A 17,299-nucleotide genomic window follows, 5' to 3' on the forward strand; every position below is an offset into this window, starting at 1 on the left:
CGGCCCTCCGCGGCAGCCCCGACCTCCCGCCTCAGCGCCGCCTCCCGGGCGATGGACGGCACGTACGAAGAGGACCCGATGTCACCGTCCTACCCGGCACTCTCCTACGAACTGTACCCACCGCGGAACGCCGCGGCGGAGGAGTCCCTGTGGACGACCGTCCGCCGGCTCGAGGACACGCGGCCCGACTTCGTGTCCGTCACGTACGGCGCGGCCGGCAGCAACAGGGAGACCGCGATCGACCTGCTGCGGCGGCTCCTGACCGAGACCACGCTGAAGCCGCTCGCTCACCTGACCTGCGTCGGCAGCAGCCGCACGGACCTGGCGGCGATCATCGACCGGCTCATCGGCGGGGGAGTCCGCGGCATCCTCGCGCTCCGCGGCGACGCGCCGGACGGCGGGGTGCAGGAGGGCGACGTCGAGCACGCCGACGGGCTCGTCCGGCTCATCCGCGAGGTCGAGGCGCAGCACACAGCGCAGCTCGCGGCCGGCCGGGTCTCCGTGGGCGTCGCGGCGTATGCGACCCGCCACCCGGACTCGCCGACCGTCGAGCAGGACATCGAGGTGCTCCTCGCGAAGGAGGCCGCGGGCGCCGACTTCGCGATCACGCAGGTGTTCTTCCGGTCCTCCGACTACGCGAGCCTCCTCCGGCGGGCACGCCGCGCCGGCGTCACCCTGCCGATCATCCCGGGCGTCATGCCGCTCACCAGCACGCGGCGGCTCAAGAAGCTGAGCGGCCTCGCCGGCGTCGACGTCGATCAGGTCCTGTGGGACAGGCTCGAGGGCGCCCGTAGCGACGAGGAGCGCCGTCGTGTCGGCGTCGCGGCCACCGTGGACCTCGCGCGGGCGGCGCTCGACGACGGCGCTCCGGGCATCCACCTCTACACCTTCAACGAGCATGCCGCCGCACTCGACGTCCTCGACGCCCTCGACCTCGAGCGGCCACCGCAGGCCGGCCTCGCCGCCTCCCTGTAGCACCGGCAGCGCCGCCACGGACGCCGCCTCCCATCCACGACAGCCGTCAGGAGATCCCGTGTCCGTCCCCTTCCCGCACAGCACGATCATCGGCTACCCGCGCATCGGGCCGCGCCGCGAACTGAAGAAGGCGCTGGAGGCGTACTGGTCCGGTCAGGCCGACGCGCCGACCCTCGAACGTGAGGCACGCCGGATCCGGGAGGCCGGCTACGCCCGGCTGACCGACCTCGGACTCGACCCGCACGGCAGTGCCATCCCCGCGTCCTTCTCCCTCTACGACCAGGTGCTCGACACCGCCGTCGTCCTCGGCGCCGTACCCGATCGTTTCGCGGACCTTCCGGACGACGACGGCGCCGTCGGCCTCGACGCGTACTTCACCCTGGCGCGGGGGGACGAGGAGCGGCCGCCCCTCGAGATGACCAAGTGGTTCGACACCAACTACCACTACCTCGTGCCCGAGATCGGTGAGGAGTCGCCGTTCGCACTGTCCACGGGCACGGTGCTGCGCGACGCGGACGAGGCCGCCGAGGCCGGCTACCGGGTGCGTCCCACGCTGATCGGGCCCGTGACGTTCCTCCTCCTCAGCAAGGCGGCCGAGGATTCCCGCGCCTCCTTCCACCCGCTCGACCGCATCGACGACGTGCTGCCCCTGTACGCGGAGCTCCTCCGCCGCCTCGCGGGGCGGGGTATCCGGTGGGTCCAGTTCGAAGAGCCCGCCCTTGTCGCCGACTCCACCCTCCCCGAGGAACGCATCCAGGGCGCGGTCCGGCACGCCTACGGCCGGCTCACGGAGGCGTCACGACGCCCGGCGGTCCTCGTGACCACCCCGTACGGATCGCCCGGGACGCGCCTGGCGGCGCTCGCCGCGACCGCCGTCGACGCCGTACACCTCGACCTGGTGAGGGGCACGCCGCCGACGGCCGAGGACCTGGCACTGCTGCGGGGCAGGACACTCGTCGCGGGGGTCGTCGACGGGCGCAACGTGTGGAAGGCCGACCTCCGGGCGGCGGCCGCGACGATCGACGCGCTGAGGACCGACGGCGTCGCCCTGTCGGTGGCGACGTCGACCTCGCTCCAGCACGTACCGCACGACACGGGAGCGGAACAGGCGCTCGACGCGCGGTTGCGCTCCTGGTTGTCCTTCGCGGACCAGAAGGTCCGGGAGGTCGCGGTCCTCGCCCAGCACGCGGCGCATCCCGGGGCGGTCGACCGTGAGATCGCTGCGGCGACACGGGTGCTGACGGAGCGGGGCGGCGCCCGCGGGGTCGACGTCCCTGCCGTCCGTGCACGCGCCGCCGCGCTGGCGCCGTCTGACTTCGAGCGGCGCCCGTTCGCGGAGCGGCTCGCCGCCCAGCAGGCGTCACTGGACCTGCCGCTCCTGCCGACGACGACGATCGGTTCCTTCCCCCAGACCCCCGGCGTCCGATCCGCCCGAGCGCGGGCGGCGACAGGCGCGCTCCCGGCAGGCGACTACGAGACCGTGCTGCAGGACGAGATCCGGCACGTCATCGGCCTGCAGGAGGAGCTCGGGTTCGACGTCCTGGTGCACGGGGAGCCCGAACGCAACGACATGGTGCAGTACTTCGCCGAACACCTCGACGGGTTCGACGTCACGCAGCACGGCTGGGTGCAGTCCTACGGCTCGCGGTGCACCCGCCCGTCGATCCTCTGGGGAGACGTCTCCCGACCGGCGCCGATCACGGTGCCCTGGACGTCCTTCGCCCAGTCGCTCACCGACAGGCCCGTCAAGGGCATGCTCACGGGCCCGGTCACCATCCTCGCCTGGTCCTTCGTCCGGAACGACCAGCCGCTGGCCGACACGGCCTTCCAGCTGGCGCTCGCCCTGAGGGACGAGGTGGAGGACCTCGAGCGGTCCGGGACGCGCATCATCCAGGTGGACGAGCCGGCGCTGCGGGAGCTCCTGCCCCTGCGCCACGCCGACCAGGCCGCCTATCTCGACTGGGCGGTGCGGGCCTTCAGGCTGGCGACGTCCTCTGCGGCGCCCGCGACCCAGATCCACACCCACCTGTGCTATTCCGAGTTCGGGGCCGTGATCGCGGCGATCGACGGTCTCGACGCCGATGTCACGTCCATCGAGGCCGCGCGGTCCCGCATGGAGGTGGTGCACGACCTCGAGCACCACGGCTTCGGCCGGGGTGTGGGGCCCGGGGTGTACGACATCCACTCGCCGCGCGTGCCCGACGCCGAGGAGATCCGCCTGCTCCTGGAGCGCGCCGTCCGGCACGTCCCGGCCGCGCAGCTCTGGGTGAACCCGGACTGCGGGCTCAAGACGCGCGGGTACCGGGAGGTCGAGCAGTCGCTGCGGAACCTGGTGGACGCCGCCCGGTCCGTGCGGGCGGCGGTCGCCATCCGGGGCTAGGCACCGCCCGACGGCGACCTCCGGGACCGGGATCGCCTTCCCCCTGCGGTCCGCGCTGTACACCGGCGTACGGCGGGGTGGAGGCTGTGCCGTTCGCGGCGTGGTCGAGGAACGGGGGGGTCGATGGGCGATCAGCGGTCGGAGGGTGCGTACCCCGGAGCCGTGTGCTTCGGCCCGATGCTCTGGCTCCGGAGGATGTCGGCGAGTTGATCCATGAAGAGCCGCACCCGCGCGTCGTCGGCGTCGCCCGTGCGCAGGGCGAAGATGCTGCGGGCGAGCCGGATCTCCGGGACGTCGAGCGCCACGACGCCGTCGGGCCGGTTGACCATGGCGAGTTCGGGCACGAGCGCCGCGCCGAGGCCTGCAGCGGTGAGTTCGAGACTCGCGTTGAAGTCGTCGCAGTACGCGGCGATCCTGGGATGGAGGTTGCAGCTCGCGAAGAGCCGCTCGATCACCGTGGCGTCGGCGGTCCCCGGGTGGTGCATGATCCACGGCATGTCGGCGAGCTGGTCCGCGGTGACGCGGGAGCCGCTGCGGATGCCCCAGCTCGCGGGCAGGATGACCCGGAAGTCGTCGTCGCCGATCCACTGGCGGCTCAGCGTCGACGGCCAGGCGAGACCGGCCTGGCCCACCTGGTAGACGAGGGCGAGGTCGAGGTCGCCTCCCGTCCGCAGCCCCTGGATGGCGTGGGAGGGTTCCCCGACGAACAGGCGCAGCGACACCCCGAGCCGCTGCCACTCGGGCATGCGGAGCAGCCGCGGCAGGGCGAACGTCGCGAGGCTCGGGAAGATCCCGAGCCGGAGTTCGTGCGCGGGTCCGGAACCGGCGCGCACGGTCGAGGCGAGCAGGGCGTCGATGTCCGTCAGGACCTTCGCGGCATGTCGCGCCATGGCGAGCGCCGCGTCCGTGGGGAGGGCGCTGCGGGCGGAGCGCAGGAAGAGGGTGGCGCCCGTGTCCCGCTCGAGCGCCGACATCTGCTGCGACACGGCCGACGCCGTGTAGCCGAGGCTCGTGGCGGCCCCGCTGAAGGAGCCGTGGCGGAGGACCTCGAGCAGCGTCCGCAGGTGGACCGGATTGACCATGCAGCATCTCCTTCTCGTCCGTCCGGATGTCGAGCCTACCGGGGCCGACGCGAGGTCCGCTGCGGAGGCGCTGCGCCGTCGTGCACGCCCCTGCGGCGGCCGACGCGACACGCCGGAAAAACACGACACGAGAATTTCTTGCGGCTGTGGGGAAGTACTCCACAGCATGTGGACCGGGGCCCTCGAACAGGGCCGGATCGGCGGGTTTCCGGGCTTCCGCCGGGGGCTGATCTGTGGACATCGTGTGGACTACTCGCTCCCCGAATGACATACTTGTAATACATCATGTAGGGGTCTGTCCCAACGGTCCGTACTAGATGTAGTATCGAGGGACAGAAACAGTCGCTGCACAGCATGAGCCGCAAGGTGCGAGAAACCCCAGATTTCTTCCCCATTTCCGGGGCCGCGCCGCTCATGCCTCGACAGCACGCTGCTGGTGGAAGATCAGCAGCCGTATGAGGAAAAGGGGACCAGGAAATGACCGTCACGGTTTACACGAAGCCGGCTTGCGTTCAGTGCAATGCCACGTACCGCGCTCTGGACAAGAAGGGCATCGCCTACCAGAGCGTCGACATCTCGCAGGACCCGACGGCGCTCGAGCGCGTCCGGTCGATGGGCTACATGCAGGCCCCCGTCGTCATCACCGACAACGACCACTGGTCCGGCTTCCGTCCCGACAAGATCAGTGCCCTCGCGGACTCCCTCGTCAGCTCCGTAGCCTGACCGGATCCCTCCGGGGTCCCTACCGCGCGGCATCAGGATGAGCGCCCTCGCCGTGGACGACCAGGCCACCTCCGTACCCCCGGTCGGGGAGACGGAGGGGCCGGTCACCGGTGCCCCGCTGATCTACTTCTCGTCGGTCTCCGACAACACCCACCGCTTCGTGAAGAAGCTGGGCATCCGGGCCGCCCGTATGCCGGTGCTCACGAAGGAGCCCACGTTGCGGGCCACCCGCCCCTACGTCCTGGTCCTCCCCACCTACGGGGGGATCACCGGCAAGGGTGCGGTACCCCGCCAGGTCGTCAAGTTCTTGAACAACGAGCAGAACCGGGACCTCCTCAGGGGGGTCATCGGGGCCGGGAACACCAACTTCGGTGAGACCTACTGCCTTGCCGCCGACATCGTCGCCGCGAAGTGCGACGTGCCGGTGCTGTACAGATTCGAAGTCATGGGCACGTCCGAGGACGTGGACCGCGTAACCAAAGGATTGGAAGAGTTTTGGACATGAGTGTTGCAGAGACGGAGACGGGCGCACCCGCAGCCGCGGTGGACCGCTTCAAGGACATGGGCTATCACGAGCTGAACGCCATGCTCAACTTGTACGGCGCGAACGGGGAGATCCAGTTCGACGCCGACCGCGAGGCTGCGCACCAGTACTTCCTGCAGCACGTGAACAACAACACGGTCTTCTTCCACGACCTGGAGGAGAAGCTCGACTACCTCGTGAAGAACGAGTACTACGAGCGGGAGACGCTCCACCAGTACACGATGAACTTCATTCGTGACCTCTTCAAGCGCGCGTACGCCAAGAAGTTCCGCTTCGAGACGTTCCTCGGCGCCTTCAAGTACTACACCTCGTACACGCTGAAGACGTTCGACGGCAAGCGCTACCTCGAGCGCTACGAGGACCGCGTCTGCATGGTCGCCCTGCACCTGGCACGGGGCGACGAGCAGCTCGCCACCCAGATGGTCGACGAGATCATCGACGGCCGCTTCCAGCCCGCCACCCCCACCTTCCTCAACGCCGGCAAGCGCCAGCGCGGTGAACTCGTCTCCTGCTTCCTGCTCCGCATCGAGGACAACATGGAGTCGATCGGCCGGTCCATCAACTCGGCCCTGCAGCTCTCGAAGCGCGGCGGCGGCGTGGCCTTCGCCCTGACCAACATCCGCGAGGTCGGCGCGCCGATCAAGCAGATCGAGAACCAGTCATCCGGCGTCATCCCCGTGATGAAGCTCCTCGAGGACAGCTTCTCCTACGCCAACCAGCTCGGTGCCCGCCAGGGTGCCGGAGCGGTGTACCTGCACGCCCACCACCCGGACATCAACCGCTTCCTCGACACGAAGCGCGAGAACGCGGACGAGAAGATCCGCATCAAGACGCTGTCCCTCGGCGTCGTCGTCCCCGACATCACGTTCGAGCTCGCCAAGCGCGACGAGGACATGTACCTGTTCTCCCCGTACGATGTCGAGCGCGTCTACGGCATGCCGTTCTCCGACATCTCGGTCACCGAGAAGTACTACGAGATGGTGGACGACGCCCGCATCAAGAAGACCAAGATCAAGGCCCGCGAGTTCTTCCAGACCCTCGCGGAGATCCAGTTCGAGTCCGGCTACCCGTACATCATGTTCGAGGACACCGTGAACCGGGCCAACCCGATCGACGGCAAGATCATCATGTCCAACCTGTGCTCCGAGATCCTCCAGGTCTCCGAGCCCACCACGTACCACGAGGACCTGTCCTACGACCAGGTGGGCAAGGACATCTCCTGCAACCTCGGTTCGCTGAACATCGCGAAGACCATGGACTCGCCCGACTTCGGCCGGACCATCGAGACCGCGATCCGCACCCTCTCGGCCGTCTCGGACATGAGCCACATCAGCTCGGTGCCCTCGATCGCCAAGGGAAACGACGCCTCGCACGCCATCGGCCTCGGCCAGATGAACCTGCACGGCTACCTCGCCCGTGAGCGGGTCCACTACGGCTCCGACGAGGGCCTGGACTTCACGAACATCTACTTCTACTCGGTGGTGTACCACTGCATCCGGGCGTCGAACCTGATGTCCATCGAGACGGGGCGCCGGTTCGCCGGCTTCGAGAAGTCGAAGTACGCCTCCGGCGAGTTCTTCGACAAGTACACCGACCAGGTGTGGGAGCCTGCGACGCCGCGCGTGCGTGAGCTGTTCGCCGACGTGCACATCCCCACGCAGGAGGACTGGCGTGCCCTGAAGGCCTCGGTCATGGAGCACGGCATCTACAACCAGAACCTGCAGGCCGTCCCGCCGACCGGTTCGATCTCGTACATCAACAACTCGACGTCGTCCATCCACCCGGTGGCGTCGAAGATCGAGATCCGCAAGGAAGGCAAGCTGGGCCGCGTGTACTACCCGGCCCCGTACCTCACCAACGACAACCTGGAGTACTACCAGGACGCGTACGAGATCGGCTACGAGAAGATCATCGACACCTACGCCGCTGCCACGCAGCACGTGGACCAGGGCCTGTCCCTGACGCTGTTCTTCAAGGACACCGCCACCACGCGCGAGATCAACAAGTCGCAGATCTACGCGTGGCGCAAGGGCATCAAGACCGTCTACTACATCCGTCTCCGCCAGCTCGCGCTGGAAGGGACCGAGGTGGAGGGCTGCGTCAGTTGCATGCTCTAGGCAACTGAATGTAGTTCCCCGCAGTCCTTCCCGTCGTCACACCACCCAAGCAAGGAACACACTATGAGCGAGAAACTGAAGCTCGTCGACCAGGTCCAGGCCATCAACTGGAACCGCATCCAGGACGACAAGGACGTGGACGTCTGGAACCGCCTGGTGAACAACTTCTGGCTGCCCGAGAAGGTGCCGCTGTCCAACGACGTGCAGTCGTGGGCCACGCTGACACCCGAGGAGCAGCAGCTCACCATGCGCGTCTTCACCGGCCTCACCCTGCTCGACACCGTGCAGGCCACGGTGGGCGCAGTCAGTCTGATCCCGGATGCCCTCACCCCGCACGAGGAGGCCGTCCTCACGAACATCGCGTTCATGGAGTCGGTGCACGCCAAGAGCTACTCGTCGATCTTCTCCACGCTGGCCTCCACCAAGGAGATCGACGAGGCGTTCCGCTGGTCCACCGAGAACGTGAACCTGCAGAAGAAGGCGCACATCGTCACGGACTACTACCGTGGCGATGACCCCCTGAAGCGCAAGGTCGCCTCGACGCTGCTGGAGTCGTTCCTGTTCTACTCCGGCTTCTATCTGCCGATGTACTGGTCCTCGCGGGCCAAGCTCACGAACACGGCGGACCTCGTCCGCCTGATCATCCGTGACGAGGCCGTCCATGGGTACTACATCGGGTACAAGTACCAGCGCGGGCTGGAGAGCGCGACGCCGGAGCGCCGCCAGGAGCTCAAGGACTACACGTTCGAGTTGCTCTTCGAGCTGTACGAGAACGAGGTCCAGTACACGCACGACCTCTACGACTCCGTCGGCCTGGCCGAGGACGTCAAGAAGTTCCTGCACTACAACGCCAACAAGGCGCTGATGAACCTGGGCTACGAGGCGATGTTCCCTTCCTCCGTGACCGACGTGAACCCGGCGATCCTCTCGGCGCTGTCCCCGAACGCCGACGAGAACCACGACTTCTTCTCCGGCTCGGGTTCCTCGTACGTGATCGGCAAGGCCGTGAACACCGAGGACGAGGACTGGGACTTCTAGCTCTTCATCACATCCCGTGAGATGCGGGGCCAGGCGAGAGCCCGGTCGTCTGGTGGGAAGACCCGGAGCGCCCGGTCGGGGATCCTCCGACCGGGCCCTCTCTTGTGCGTCGAGGTCGCGCCCGGCCTCGGCGCACCGGTCAGTAACTCTGTTGGATCGCCGCCGCGACCGCCCCGACGTCATCGTTCGCCGTGAACACCCCTTCGATGCCGTCCGCGAACCCCTGGTTCATGATGATCGTGAACGCGACGTTCCGGCCGCTCGCGGTCTCCATGACTCCTCCGAGCGTCTTGGTGGCCAGGCGGAGGCGGCCGTTGAACGAGTCGCCCCCGGCCAGCGTGCCGGTCTTGGCGAACACCTTCCCTGCGGCGGGACTGTCGACCTGCACTGTCGACAGTGAGCCGTCCACGCCCAGGATCGGAAGGGTGTCCCGCCAGCGCCCGGCATCCGGGCGCTCCGCCATGATCGTCTGGATCCGGGCTGCGTTCTCGGCCGTGATGTAGTTGCCGGCCAGGCCCGAGCCGTCGATCAGGGCGGCTCCCGTGATGTCGAGACCGGCGTCCTTCCAGATCCTGCCGGCCTCGCTCATTCCGGTGCTGCAGTCGTCCTTGCCGGTCTCCACGGCCAGGAGGCAGATGAAGGTCTGGGCGCCGCGGTTGTAGCTGATCTTCATGACGTAGGTCGCTTCCTGTGCCAGCGGTAGCGACTCCAGCTCGGCGACGGACGGGAGTCCGGCGATGTCTCCCTGCGGAGCGAGCATGGTCGTCGAGTTCACGGCGGTCGGGTCGCCGGACACCGATACGCCTGCCCGCTCGAGAGCCTCGATGAACGCCGTGCGGGCGAAGGTCGCGGGGTCCTCCAGCACGAGCACCTTCACCTGCGGTTCGCTGCCGGCGGCGATCGTACCGCTGATCACGATCTCGCCGTCTCCTGCCGACGTCGGATTGGTCACCTCCGCCTGTTCGCCGGCTGCAACGGTCCGGATGTCACTCACCACTCGCCACGGCTTTACGGCAGGGGTCAGCTCGACCATCGCCGGTTCGCCGACCTCTCCCGGCGTGATCTGGAGGTCGAGCAGGTTCTGGTTGACGATGATCGGGGTGATCGGTTCTCCGGCCAGCTCGCCCGCGAAGAGCCGGTCGTCGATGACGACCTCCCCGCTGACCGCGTCGATCCCGGAGCCCTTGACCTGCGCGGCGAGCTCGTTCAATCCCGTCAGCGGGTCCTCCGGCGTGAGCGTGGCCCCGGGAAGCGGATTGGCATCGTTGTGGTCGAGATCCGTGAAGTCGACGGTGCCGTCGGGCTTCGTGCGCCCGCCCATCGTGAGGTCCCCCTTCCCGACGAGGACGAGGTTGCCCTGGAGCACCCCGTCGACGACCTCGCCGACCCGCTTCACCGGGGTGGTGAGGGTATGATCCGGTCCCCAGGTCAGCCACGCCGCGCCCGCGCTGTAGGTCTTCACGAACGAGCCGGGTTCGGCCATCCTGTCCCCGTCGAGGTCGATGAGCACCTCCCCCGTGTCGATGTCGGTGGCCGTGATCTGCCAGCGACCGTTCGCGTACTCCGGCTGCTCCATGACCTCCAGCGCCGCAGCCGGCACCTGCGACGCGGCGCTCTCGTCGTCCGCGGCAGGAGCGACACTGCAGGCCGTCGCCCCAGCGGTGACGAGCATCAGCGCAGCCGCCGCTGCTGTCGTTCTCCGGAGACGTCGGATCATGGTTCTGCTCCACTCTCGATGACTGCTGCCAGGCGACGGAAGAGTTGATCGGCGGGATGGGCGCCCGATGTCTCGTTGGAGAGGTTCATGAAGGCCACGACGGATGCACCGGTGTCCGGCTGGTGGAAGAGGGCAGCCGTGAAGCCGAAGCCCTCACCGTTGTGACCCCACCAGCCCCCGGTCTCGCCGATGCCGAGCGCATAGAGACCATAGGGCGGACCGGCGTCGAGGGGTGCCCCGACGAGGCGTTGCTTCTGGGTCGATTCCTCGAGCAGCGCACCGGTCGCGAGCGTCTCAGCCCAGACGCGCCCGTCGTCGAGCGTGGACACCATCGATCCTGCCGGACCGAAGACGGACATGTTGGTTCCCTGCGGGTCGGGCCCGTCATCGTCGGGCGCGTAGCCCACCGGGTGGGCGGTAGCCCAGGTCGCGACGTCGACGATGTACTCCGTGTCGGCCTGGCCGAGAGGCTCGAGGATGAAGTCCTCCAGCACGGCGTCGAACGGCTGTCCGGTCGCCTGCTCGACGACGGCGCCGAGCAGGTTGGTGTTCGCGTTCGTGTAGACCTTCCCGGCACCCGGTGCGAACTGGGCGGGTTTGCCCAGCATGAAACCGTTGAGGTCCTCGAGGGTGAAGATCCGCTCCGGGTTCTCGGAGAACGCCTCGACGAAGTCGTCGTTGGTGTAGTCGGCGTTGCCGCTGGTCATGCCGGCGAGGTCGCGCAGGGTGATCCGGTCGCCGTCGGTGACACCCTCGACGTACTGGTCGATCGTGTCGTCGAGCGAGATCACGCCCTGATCGACGAGTTGCAGGACGAGCGTCACGGTGTAGGACTTGGTGATGCTGCGCAGGGGCCACTGCATTGCGGGGTCGACGGCAACGTCCTTCTCGACGTCGGCCGTACCGGAGACCGTGGTCCAGGTGCCTTTTCCCGGGATCCAGACGCCGACAGCCGCTCCGGGCACCCCGTACTCGGTCATCGTCTGCTCGACGGTTTCCTGGAGGCCGGTCCGCAGGTCTCTCGGTAGTTCTCCTCCTGGCGCGGCCGGGCGACCGTCCGGGCTCTCGGCCGCCGGGGAAGCGGCCGTGGACGATCCTGTGGACGATTCCGTGGAGGACGCCGGGGGCGTGGCGCCGGGCGATGTCCCGGCGCATCCTGCGAGCAGGACCGCCGCGGCAAGGCCGGCGGCACTGACGCCGACGGCGCATGCGCGGCGCCCCGAGAGTACGGTGCTTCTCGTCACGAGCAGCTCCTTCGGTCGTCAGCACCGCGGAACTGGTCAGTCAGACGCACAGGACCGCAATACGGATCGGTAAAGACGCATGCCCGTAACCTAGTCCTGTCCCGGGTGGGCCACTAGCGACCTGGGTCCATGTTTTACGGCACCAGGCCACGGGAGGCGGGGGACAGGACCTTCCCCACGTCCGGTGGAGGCGCCCGGTTCACTGATCGGAGGACAGCAGCCAGCGCCACCATCCTGCCGGTTTCGATGCGGGCGCCGGTCGGGACTCGACCTCCGGCTCCGGTTGCTCGCCCAGGGCCTGCGCGGCCTGGACGAGGTCGTCCGTGGTGAGTGTCATGACGTCATCACGATCGAGCGCGTCGAGACTCCGGTCCGCGTCGAGCGACAGCCTCAACGCCTGCCGGTTGAGCGCCTGCTCGAACAGGGTGCGGGCGAAGCGCGCATTACCGGAGTCCTCGCCGGCGTGGACGTTCCCGAGGATGCGGCGCAGCATCTGGTCCGCTCCCGGCTCCAGCGTGTACTCGTGCTGGACCAGCATCTGGCTGAAGATCGTCTCGAGCGCATCGACCGAGTAGTCGGGGAAGGTGATCTCGCGCGCGAACCGGGAGCGCAAGCCGGGATTAGAGAGCAGGAACGATTCCATCAGCCGCGGGTAGCCGGCCACGATGACCACCAGGCGATGGCGATGATCCTCCATCCGCTTGAGCAGGACCTCGATCGCTTCGGGGCCGAAGTCCATCCGGCCGTCCTCCGGCGTCAGGGCATACGCCTCGTCGATGAACAGGACGCCGTCCAGCGCCCGCCGGATGACCCGGTCCGTCTTGATGGCCGTCGCACCGACGTACTGCCCTACCAGGCCCGACCGATCGACCTCCACCAGATGGCCCTTCTGCAGCAGCCCGACCGCGCGGTACATCTCGGCCAGGAGACGGGCCACGGTGGTCTTGCCGGTGCCGGGGTTTCCGAGGAACACCAGATGCTGGGATGTGGCGACCTCCGGCAGCCCGTGGGCCTTGCGGCGGGCCTGGACCTGGAGCAGCGCGACGAGCGCCCGCACCTGTTCCTTGACCGTCTCCAGGCCGACCAGGGCGTCGAGCTCGGCCTGCACCTCGGAAAGTGGCCGGGCCGGGCCGGGCCGCGTGCTGAAGAATTCCCCGACGCGGTCGTCGATGCGCTCCGAGCCCGGAAGCTTGAGTTGATCGGCCAGATGGCCGATGGTCTCGCGCAACTCATCGAGCGGATTCCGGCTGGCAGCCATGCGTTTCTCCTGTAGCCATCCCTGGGACGCGAGCGAAGGATCCGCGGTGGTCGGATCGATGCAGTGGATCGGCAGGGTTCTTGGTGGGTGGATCCCCACTGTAGTACCGCAGGTCGGACCGCCCCGAGTGCGTGGCCAGGCAGGTCTCGCCGGTCGGCTGCACCGCGAGTGAAGCCGGCCCACGGAGGGCCGGTTCCGCGCCCACCGGCGGGAGCAGAGGGCTCAGCTGCTGCCCGGCTGCGACGCGGCCAGCGCGTCGACGGCGTCCAGGACGGCAAGCAGCGGCAGGTCGGCGACCGCGGCGACGAGGGCCAGTGGCACACCGCTGATGACAGCCGAGGCGACCGCCCGTTGAAGCTCCGCCGGCGGGTCCGCGTCGACGGAGTCGACGGTGGCCCGCGCGACAGTAGCTACCCGTTCCAGATGATCCGACGTCATGCTTCCTCCCGAGAGCCCCGTTGCCCTGTTCCCATCGTCCATTGTCGACGCGTCGGGTCGAGCGGGGGAAGCACCAGGTGCTCGTCGAATGCCCTTGCAAGATGGCGGAGTATGCAAGACAGCACCAGCCCGACACGCTCGGACACGGAGCCCGGCAGCTGCGCGAGCGCCGGGGTGCTGATCCGGACGAAGATGCTGGAACACGAGTGGGAGTCGTGTAAACCCTGCGCCGGACACGCCGTTGTCATGGATCGAGTGCCCTTTCGTGAGGTACTGGAGTAGGTCCCGGCAGCTGGTGGCAGGTGATGCGAGCGGACCGGACGCTGTTGGTCGACGGATAAGGACGGGATTGCTGTGGTTGAGAGTGCGCGGGGCGTAGTGGTGACCGGTATGGGTGCAATGACTCCCCTCGGAGGGACGGTTGCCCGGACCTGGGACGGCCTTCTCGAGGGTCGGTCGGGAATCGCGGCCCTGGATCAGCCGTGGGCGCAGGAACTACCGGTGCGCCTCGCCGGGCTCGTCCTGGCCGATCCCGCAGCATCGCTGTCCACCAGGGAGTTCCGGCGTATGGATCGCTGCGGGCACCTGGCGCTGGTCGCGTCGCGGGAGGCATGGGACCAGGCCGGCCGGCCGGCCGTCGAGCCCGACAGGCTCGCTGTCGTGATCGGATCCGGCTACGGAGGTCTGGGTACGGTGCTGTCCCAGGTGCGGACCCTGGATGCCGGGGGATCGCGCCGGGTCTCGCCGCACACGTTGACGCAGATCATGGTGAACGGGCCTTCGGCATGGGTGTCGATCGACATCGGCGCGCAGGGAGGCGCCCGTACCCCGGTGAGTGCCTGCGCCTCGGGAGCCGAAGCGATCGCCCAGGGTGTCGAGATGATCACGTCGGGGGCCGTGGATGTCGTCGTGGCCGGGGGAGTGGATGCATGTGTCAACGAGCTGGCGATCAGCGGTTTCGCTCAACTCCGGGCCCTCTCGACGAGCGGAGGTGACCCGGCGGCTGCTTCGCGGCCTTTCGATCGGGACCGGAACGGGTTCGTCATGGCCGAGGGTGCCGGCATCATCGTCCTCGAGCGGGAGGAGTTCGCCCGGGCGCGGGGAGCCGAGATCCTCGGTCGGGTGGCCGGGGCAGCCGTGACCTCGGATGCCGGGGACATCGTGGCCGCCGACCAGGCCATCCAACACCGGGTCATGCAGAAGGCTCTCGCCGCGGCAGGGCTTACGGGGTCGGATATCGACTTCGTCCACGCGCACGCCACCTCTACCCCCGTCGGTGACCTCCTCGAAGCGGGTGCGATCAGTACCGTGGTCGGCAACGAGGTGCCGGTCACCTCCACCAAGTCCATGACAGGGCACCTGCTGGGAGGGGCCGGGACGCTCGGTGCCATCGTGACTCTGCAGGCCCTGAGGACGGGTCGACTTCCCGGCACGATCAACTTCGAGAATCCCGACCCCGAGATCGCCCTCAACGTCATCGACACCACGACCGGGTGTGCGGGCTCGACAGCCGCCATCACCAACGCCTTCGGATTCGGCGGCCACAGCACCGCTCTCGTCATCACCGCTGCATGACAGATCCCGACGGGAGGGGCCGCCTGTCCTCGGTGCCTCGACGCTTCCACGAGGTCCGTAGGGCAAGTCGGCCGATCCTGCACGTGGTGGATGTCCCCGCCGCGCCTCGAGGCCGTCCTGCACCGTGTGTCCTAGGGTGGACGAGACCAGTGAGGGGGCGTTCTGCATGGCATGCAACGGCTGCGCGACATCCACAAGGCTCGATTTCGAGTTCAGTATGGCTTTCCAGCCGATCTACGACGCCGTCGACGAGCGCGTGTGGGGCTATGAGGCGCTCGTCAGAGGCCTATCGGGCGAGGGCGCTTTCCAGGTCCTGTCGCAGGTCTCGCCGGAGCAGAAGTATCGCTTCGACCAGGACTGCCGCGTCAAGGCGATCGAGCTGGCATCGCGACTGTTCCCCGAGGGCGAGGACTTGAAGCTGTCGATCAACTTCATGCCCAATGCGGTCTACGAACCGGCTGCCTGCCTGCGAGCGACGCTGCTCGCAGCTGCCCGGTGCAGCTTTCCGACGTCGTCGATCATGTTCGAATTCACGGAGAACGAGGAGATCGCGGACACCGGTCACCTGACGAACATCATCACCGAGTATCGGAAGCATGGTTTCACCACCGCCATCGACGACTTCGGTGCCGGTCATGCGGGACTGGGGCTCTTGGTCGAGTTCCAGCCGGACCTGATCAAGATCGATATGAAGCTCGTCCGGGGAGTGGACGGCAGCCCGGCCCGCCAGGCCGTCATCGGCGGCATCGTGGGAATCGCCGAGGATCTCGGCATGACCGTGCTCGCAGAGGGCATCGAGTCCGAGGCGGAATTCCTGTTCCTGAAGGCGCGTGGGATCCGCCTCTTCCAGGGGTATTGGTTCGCGAAGCCGGAATTCGAGAAACTTCCGCGCCTACGGTTCGGGGTCGTCCCCGACATCGGCGCTGTCGCTTAGGCTCTTCGCTTTCCCGCGTGTCACAATTCCGGTCCTGGAAATCACGCTTTCGCGCTTGCCGGGTTATCCTGCGGAGGTGTCCGTCCGCGAGACCCTCGTCGGTTCTCCGGGAATTCTGATGTCTGGAACAGTGCTGGAGCGTCGTGAGATTCCCGGCACCGCTTCGAGGTCCGCGGCCGACACTGCTCCTACCGACGTCCGTTGAATCGATGGCGGACCCGGAGGGCTCGGATGCTGCAGGGGGACACCATTCACAGGACAAGACACGGACGATTCCGGGCTGCTATGACCGTTGGCGCGAGTCTCGCTGCCGGGATCCTGCTCATGGCGACAGCGGCCGATGGCGGCGGCCTCGGGTCGCCCCCGCCGAGGACGGCAAGCACGCCTCCGGCATCGGCCGACCCGTCGCCCACCGCGCAGGCGGCCTCGGCGTCCCCGACGGCATCTGCGAGCCCGACGGCGGCGATCACGCCCTCACCGCCCCCCACAGAACCGCCTCCTGCCCCGTGCATCGATCCCATCAGCAAGGGTCCCGGGCTGGAACTGCCGGATCCCGGTCGGACAGCCCTGTTGATCGGTGATTCCCAGTCCAGTGGCGCGGCCGGGGTCGCCGCCGACCGGACCTGGACGCAGGCCGGGCTGCGAGGCGTAGGGTACGACGTCCGGTTCGTGGGGGCGGGCGGCACAGGGTTCGTGGCCATGAACGACAGCGGCGCGACCAATTACCCCTCGGCACTCATCCAGGGACAATGGGTGCTGCCGTGCGCGGATCCTGCGCTCATCGTCGTTCAGGGCGGGGGCAACGACGCGGCGCTGGGCGCCTCCGATGAGCAGATCGTCGGAGGCGCCGACGCGGTCGTCTCCACGCTCAGCCGGACGTACGCCTCATCGAAGATCGTCCTGATCGGGACCCTGGCAACAGGAGTTGCCCATGGTGGCGGAAGGCGCGCTGAGGTGGACGGCGTTCTGGGCGCCTTCGCCATGAGTCGCAACTTCCTCTTCATCAGCCCGGGCGACTGGTTGACCCGTTTCCAGGCAGTTGCAGAGATGGCCGACACGGTGCACCTGACCCAGGCCGGCCATGATCGCCTTGCCGGTGTGCTGGGAGCCCAGTTGAAGGACATGCAGCTCACCCCGCCCGGCCTGACCAGCGTGCATCAGACGCCGCCCGAAGCCCAGCCCTGAATCACCCGGAATTGTTCTCCGGCGTAGTGAAAAGGATTCGGGCCGATTTCATTGGCGCCTCGCCCGGCACCGAGTAGTCTTCCTTCCAC

The 17,299-nt window shown here is 67.9% G+C and carries 14 protein-coding genes; 9 read left to right on the plus strand and 5 right to left on the minus strand.

All coding sequences use genetic code 11. The features are described 5' to 3' along the window. Nucleotides 1-78 precede the first annotated feature (78 nt). Together CXQ97_RS03605 and metE are read left to right on the plus strand one after the other, a co-directional pair. Complete coding sequence (locus CXQ97_RS03605; protein WP_258062218.1) at nt 79-975, plus strand: methylenetetrahydrofolate reductase; 897 nt, start codon at nt 79-81, stop codon at nt 973-975. A gap of 58 nt (nt 976-1,033) precedes the next feature. Beyond that, nucleotides 1,034-3,355 carry a 5-methyltetrahydropteroyltriglutamate--homocysteine S-methyltransferase gene (metE, locus tag CXQ97_RS03610; protein ID WP_258062219.1) on the plus strand — a complete coding sequence of 774 codons (2,322 nt, stop codon included), beginning with the start codon at nt 1,034-1,036 and terminating at the stop codon, nt 3,353-3,355. Between the two features lie 131 nt (nt 3,356-3,486). Here metE and CXQ97_RS03615 read toward each other — a convergent pair whose 3' ends face one another. Further along, nucleotides 3,487-4,437 carry a LysR family transcriptional regulator gene (locus CXQ97_RS03615; RefSeq protein WP_104179484.1) on the minus strand — a complete coding sequence of 317 codons (951 nt, stop codon included), beginning with the start codon at nt 4,435-4,437 and terminating at the stop codon, nt 3,487-3,489. 477 nt (nt 4,438-4,914) lie between these two features. Here CXQ97_RS03615 and nrdH point away from each other — a divergent pair, with 477 nt between their 5' ends. The 4 genes from nrdH to nrdF all read left to right on the plus strand — a co-directional run bounded on the left by nrdH (nt 4,915) and on the right by nrdF (nt 8,859). After that, nucleotides 4,915-5,160, plus strand: a complete 246-nt coding sequence (gene nrdH, locus CXQ97_RS03620; protein WP_104179485.1) for a glutaredoxin-like protein NrdH — start codon at nt 4,915-4,917, stop codon at nt 5,158-5,160. A gap of 37 nt (nt 5,161-5,197) precedes the next feature. Next, nucleotides 5,198-5,665: a class Ib ribonucleoside-diphosphate reductase assembly flavoprotein NrdI gene (nrdI, locus tag CXQ97_RS03625; protein WP_104179486.1), complete on the plus strand. Its 468-nt coding sequence runs from the start codon at nt 5,198-5,200 to the stop codon at nt 5,663-5,665. Continuing rightward, entirely contained in the window at nt 5,662-7,821 is a 2,160-nt protein-coding gene (nrdE, locus tag CXQ97_RS03630) for a class 1b ribonucleoside-diphosphate reductase subunit alpha (RefSeq protein WP_104179487.1), read from the plus strand. The genes nrdI and nrdE overlap by 4 nt, the downstream gene beginning before the upstream one ends. 63 nt (nt 7,822-7,884) lie before the next feature. Beyond that, a complete protein-coding gene (gene nrdF / locus CXQ97_RS03635; RefSeq protein ID WP_104179488.1) occupies nt 7,885-8,859 on the plus strand; it encodes a class 1b ribonucleoside-diphosphate reductase subunit beta in 975 nt (324 codons plus the stop codon). A gap of 139 nt (nt 8,860-8,998) precedes the next feature. Here nrdF and dacB read toward each other — a convergent pair whose 3' ends face one another. The 4 genes from dacB to CXQ97_RS03655 form a co-directional block, all read right to left on the minus strand. Next, nucleotides 8,999-10,531, minus strand: coding sequence for a D-alanyl-D-alanine carboxypeptidase/D-alanyl-D-alanine-endopeptidase (gene dacB, locus CXQ97_RS03640; protein WP_181034961.1), 1,533 nt, complete (start codon nt 10,529-10,531; stop codon nt 8,999-9,001). 41 nt (nt 10,532-10,572) lie between these two features. Continuing rightward, a complete protein-coding gene (locus tag CXQ97_RS03645) occupies nt 10,573-11,820 on the minus strand; it encodes a serine hydrolase (protein ID WP_146069564.1) in 1,248 nt (415 codons plus the stop codon). A 199-nt stretch (nt 11,821-12,019) separates the two neighbouring features. Then, a complete protein-coding gene (locus tag CXQ97_RS03650; RefSeq protein ID WP_104179491.1) occupies nt 12,020-13,078 on the minus strand; it encodes an AAA family ATPase in 1,059 nt (352 codons plus the stop codon). A 222-nt stretch (nt 13,079-13,300) separates the two neighbouring features. Continuing rightward, nucleotides 13,301-13,516 carry a hypothetical protein gene (locus CXQ97_RS03655; RefSeq protein WP_104179492.1) on the minus strand — a complete coding sequence of 72 codons (216 nt, stop codon included), beginning with the start codon at nt 13,514-13,516 and terminating at the stop codon, nt 13,301-13,303. A gap of 354 nt (nt 13,517-13,870) precedes the next feature. On the opposite strand from CXQ97_RS03655, the gene CXQ97_RS03660 reads away from it, so the two are divergent. From CXQ97_RS03660 to CXQ97_RS03670, 3 genes are all read left to right on the plus strand, one after another. After that, nucleotides 13,871-15,091 carry a beta-ketoacyl synthase gene (locus tag CXQ97_RS03660; RefSeq protein ID WP_258062221.1) on the plus strand — a complete coding sequence of 407 codons (1,221 nt, stop codon included), beginning with the start codon at nt 13,871-13,873 and terminating at the stop codon, nt 15,089-15,091. 136 nt (nt 15,092-15,227) lie between these two features. Further along, nucleotides 15,228-16,025, plus strand: coding sequence for an EAL domain-containing protein (locus CXQ97_RS03665; RefSeq protein WP_258062222.1), 798 nt, complete (start codon nt 15,228-15,230; stop codon nt 16,023-16,025). 285 nt (nt 16,026-16,310) lie between these two features. Then, nucleotides 16,311-17,210, plus strand: coding sequence for an SGNH/GDSL hydrolase family protein (locus CXQ97_RS03670; RefSeq protein ID WP_104179494.1), 900 nt, complete (start codon nt 16,311-16,313; stop codon nt 17,208-17,210). Nucleotides 17,211-17,299: the final 89 nt, after the last annotated feature.

Origin of the sequence: Arthrobacter sp. B0490 (assembly GCF_002929355.1) — a bacterium.
GTDB lineage: Bacteria > Actinomycetota > Actinomycetes > Actinomycetales > Micrococcaceae > Arthrobacter_D.

Bases quoted from the DNA above. Each gene is read 5' to 3' on its own strand.
- CXQ97_RS03605 (WP_258062218.1), top strand. From the start codon at position 79: ATGTCACCGTCCTACCCGGCACTCTCCTACGAACTGTACCCACCGCGG.
- CXQ97_RS03615 (WP_104179484.1), bottom strand. From the start codon at position 4,437: ATGGTCAATCCGGTCCACCTGCGGACGCTGCTCGAGGTCCTCCGCCAC.
- nrdH (WP_104179485.1), top strand. From the start codon at position 4,915: ATGACCGTCACGGTTTACACGAAGCCGGCTTGCGTTCAGTGCAATGCC.
- nrdI (WP_104179486.1), top strand. From the start codon at position 5,198: ATGAGCGCCCTCGCCGTGGACGACCAGGCCACCTCCGTACCCCCGGTC.
- nrdE (WP_104179487.1), top strand. From the start codon at position 5,662: ATGAGTGTTGCAGAGACGGAGACGGGCGCACCCGCAGCCGCGGTGGAC.
- nrdF (WP_104179488.1), top strand. From the start codon at position 7,885: ATGAGCGAGAAACTGAAGCTCGTCGACCAGGTCCAGGCCATCAACTGG.
- dacB (WP_181034961.1), bottom strand. From the start codon at position 10,531: ATGCTCGTCACCGCTGGGGCGACGGCCTGCAGTGTCGCTCCTGCCGCG.
- CXQ97_RS03650 (WP_104179491.1), bottom strand. From the start codon at position 13,078: ATGGCTGCCAGCCGGAATCCGCTCGATGAGTTGCGCGAGACCATCGGC.
- CXQ97_RS03655 (WP_104179492.1), bottom strand. From the start codon at position 13,516: ATGACGTCGGATCATCTGGAACGGGTAGCTACTGTCGCGCGGGCCACC.
- CXQ97_RS03670 (WP_104179494.1), top strand. From the start codon at position 16,311: ATGACCGTTGGCGCGAGTCTCGCTGCCGGGATCCTGCTCATGGCGACA.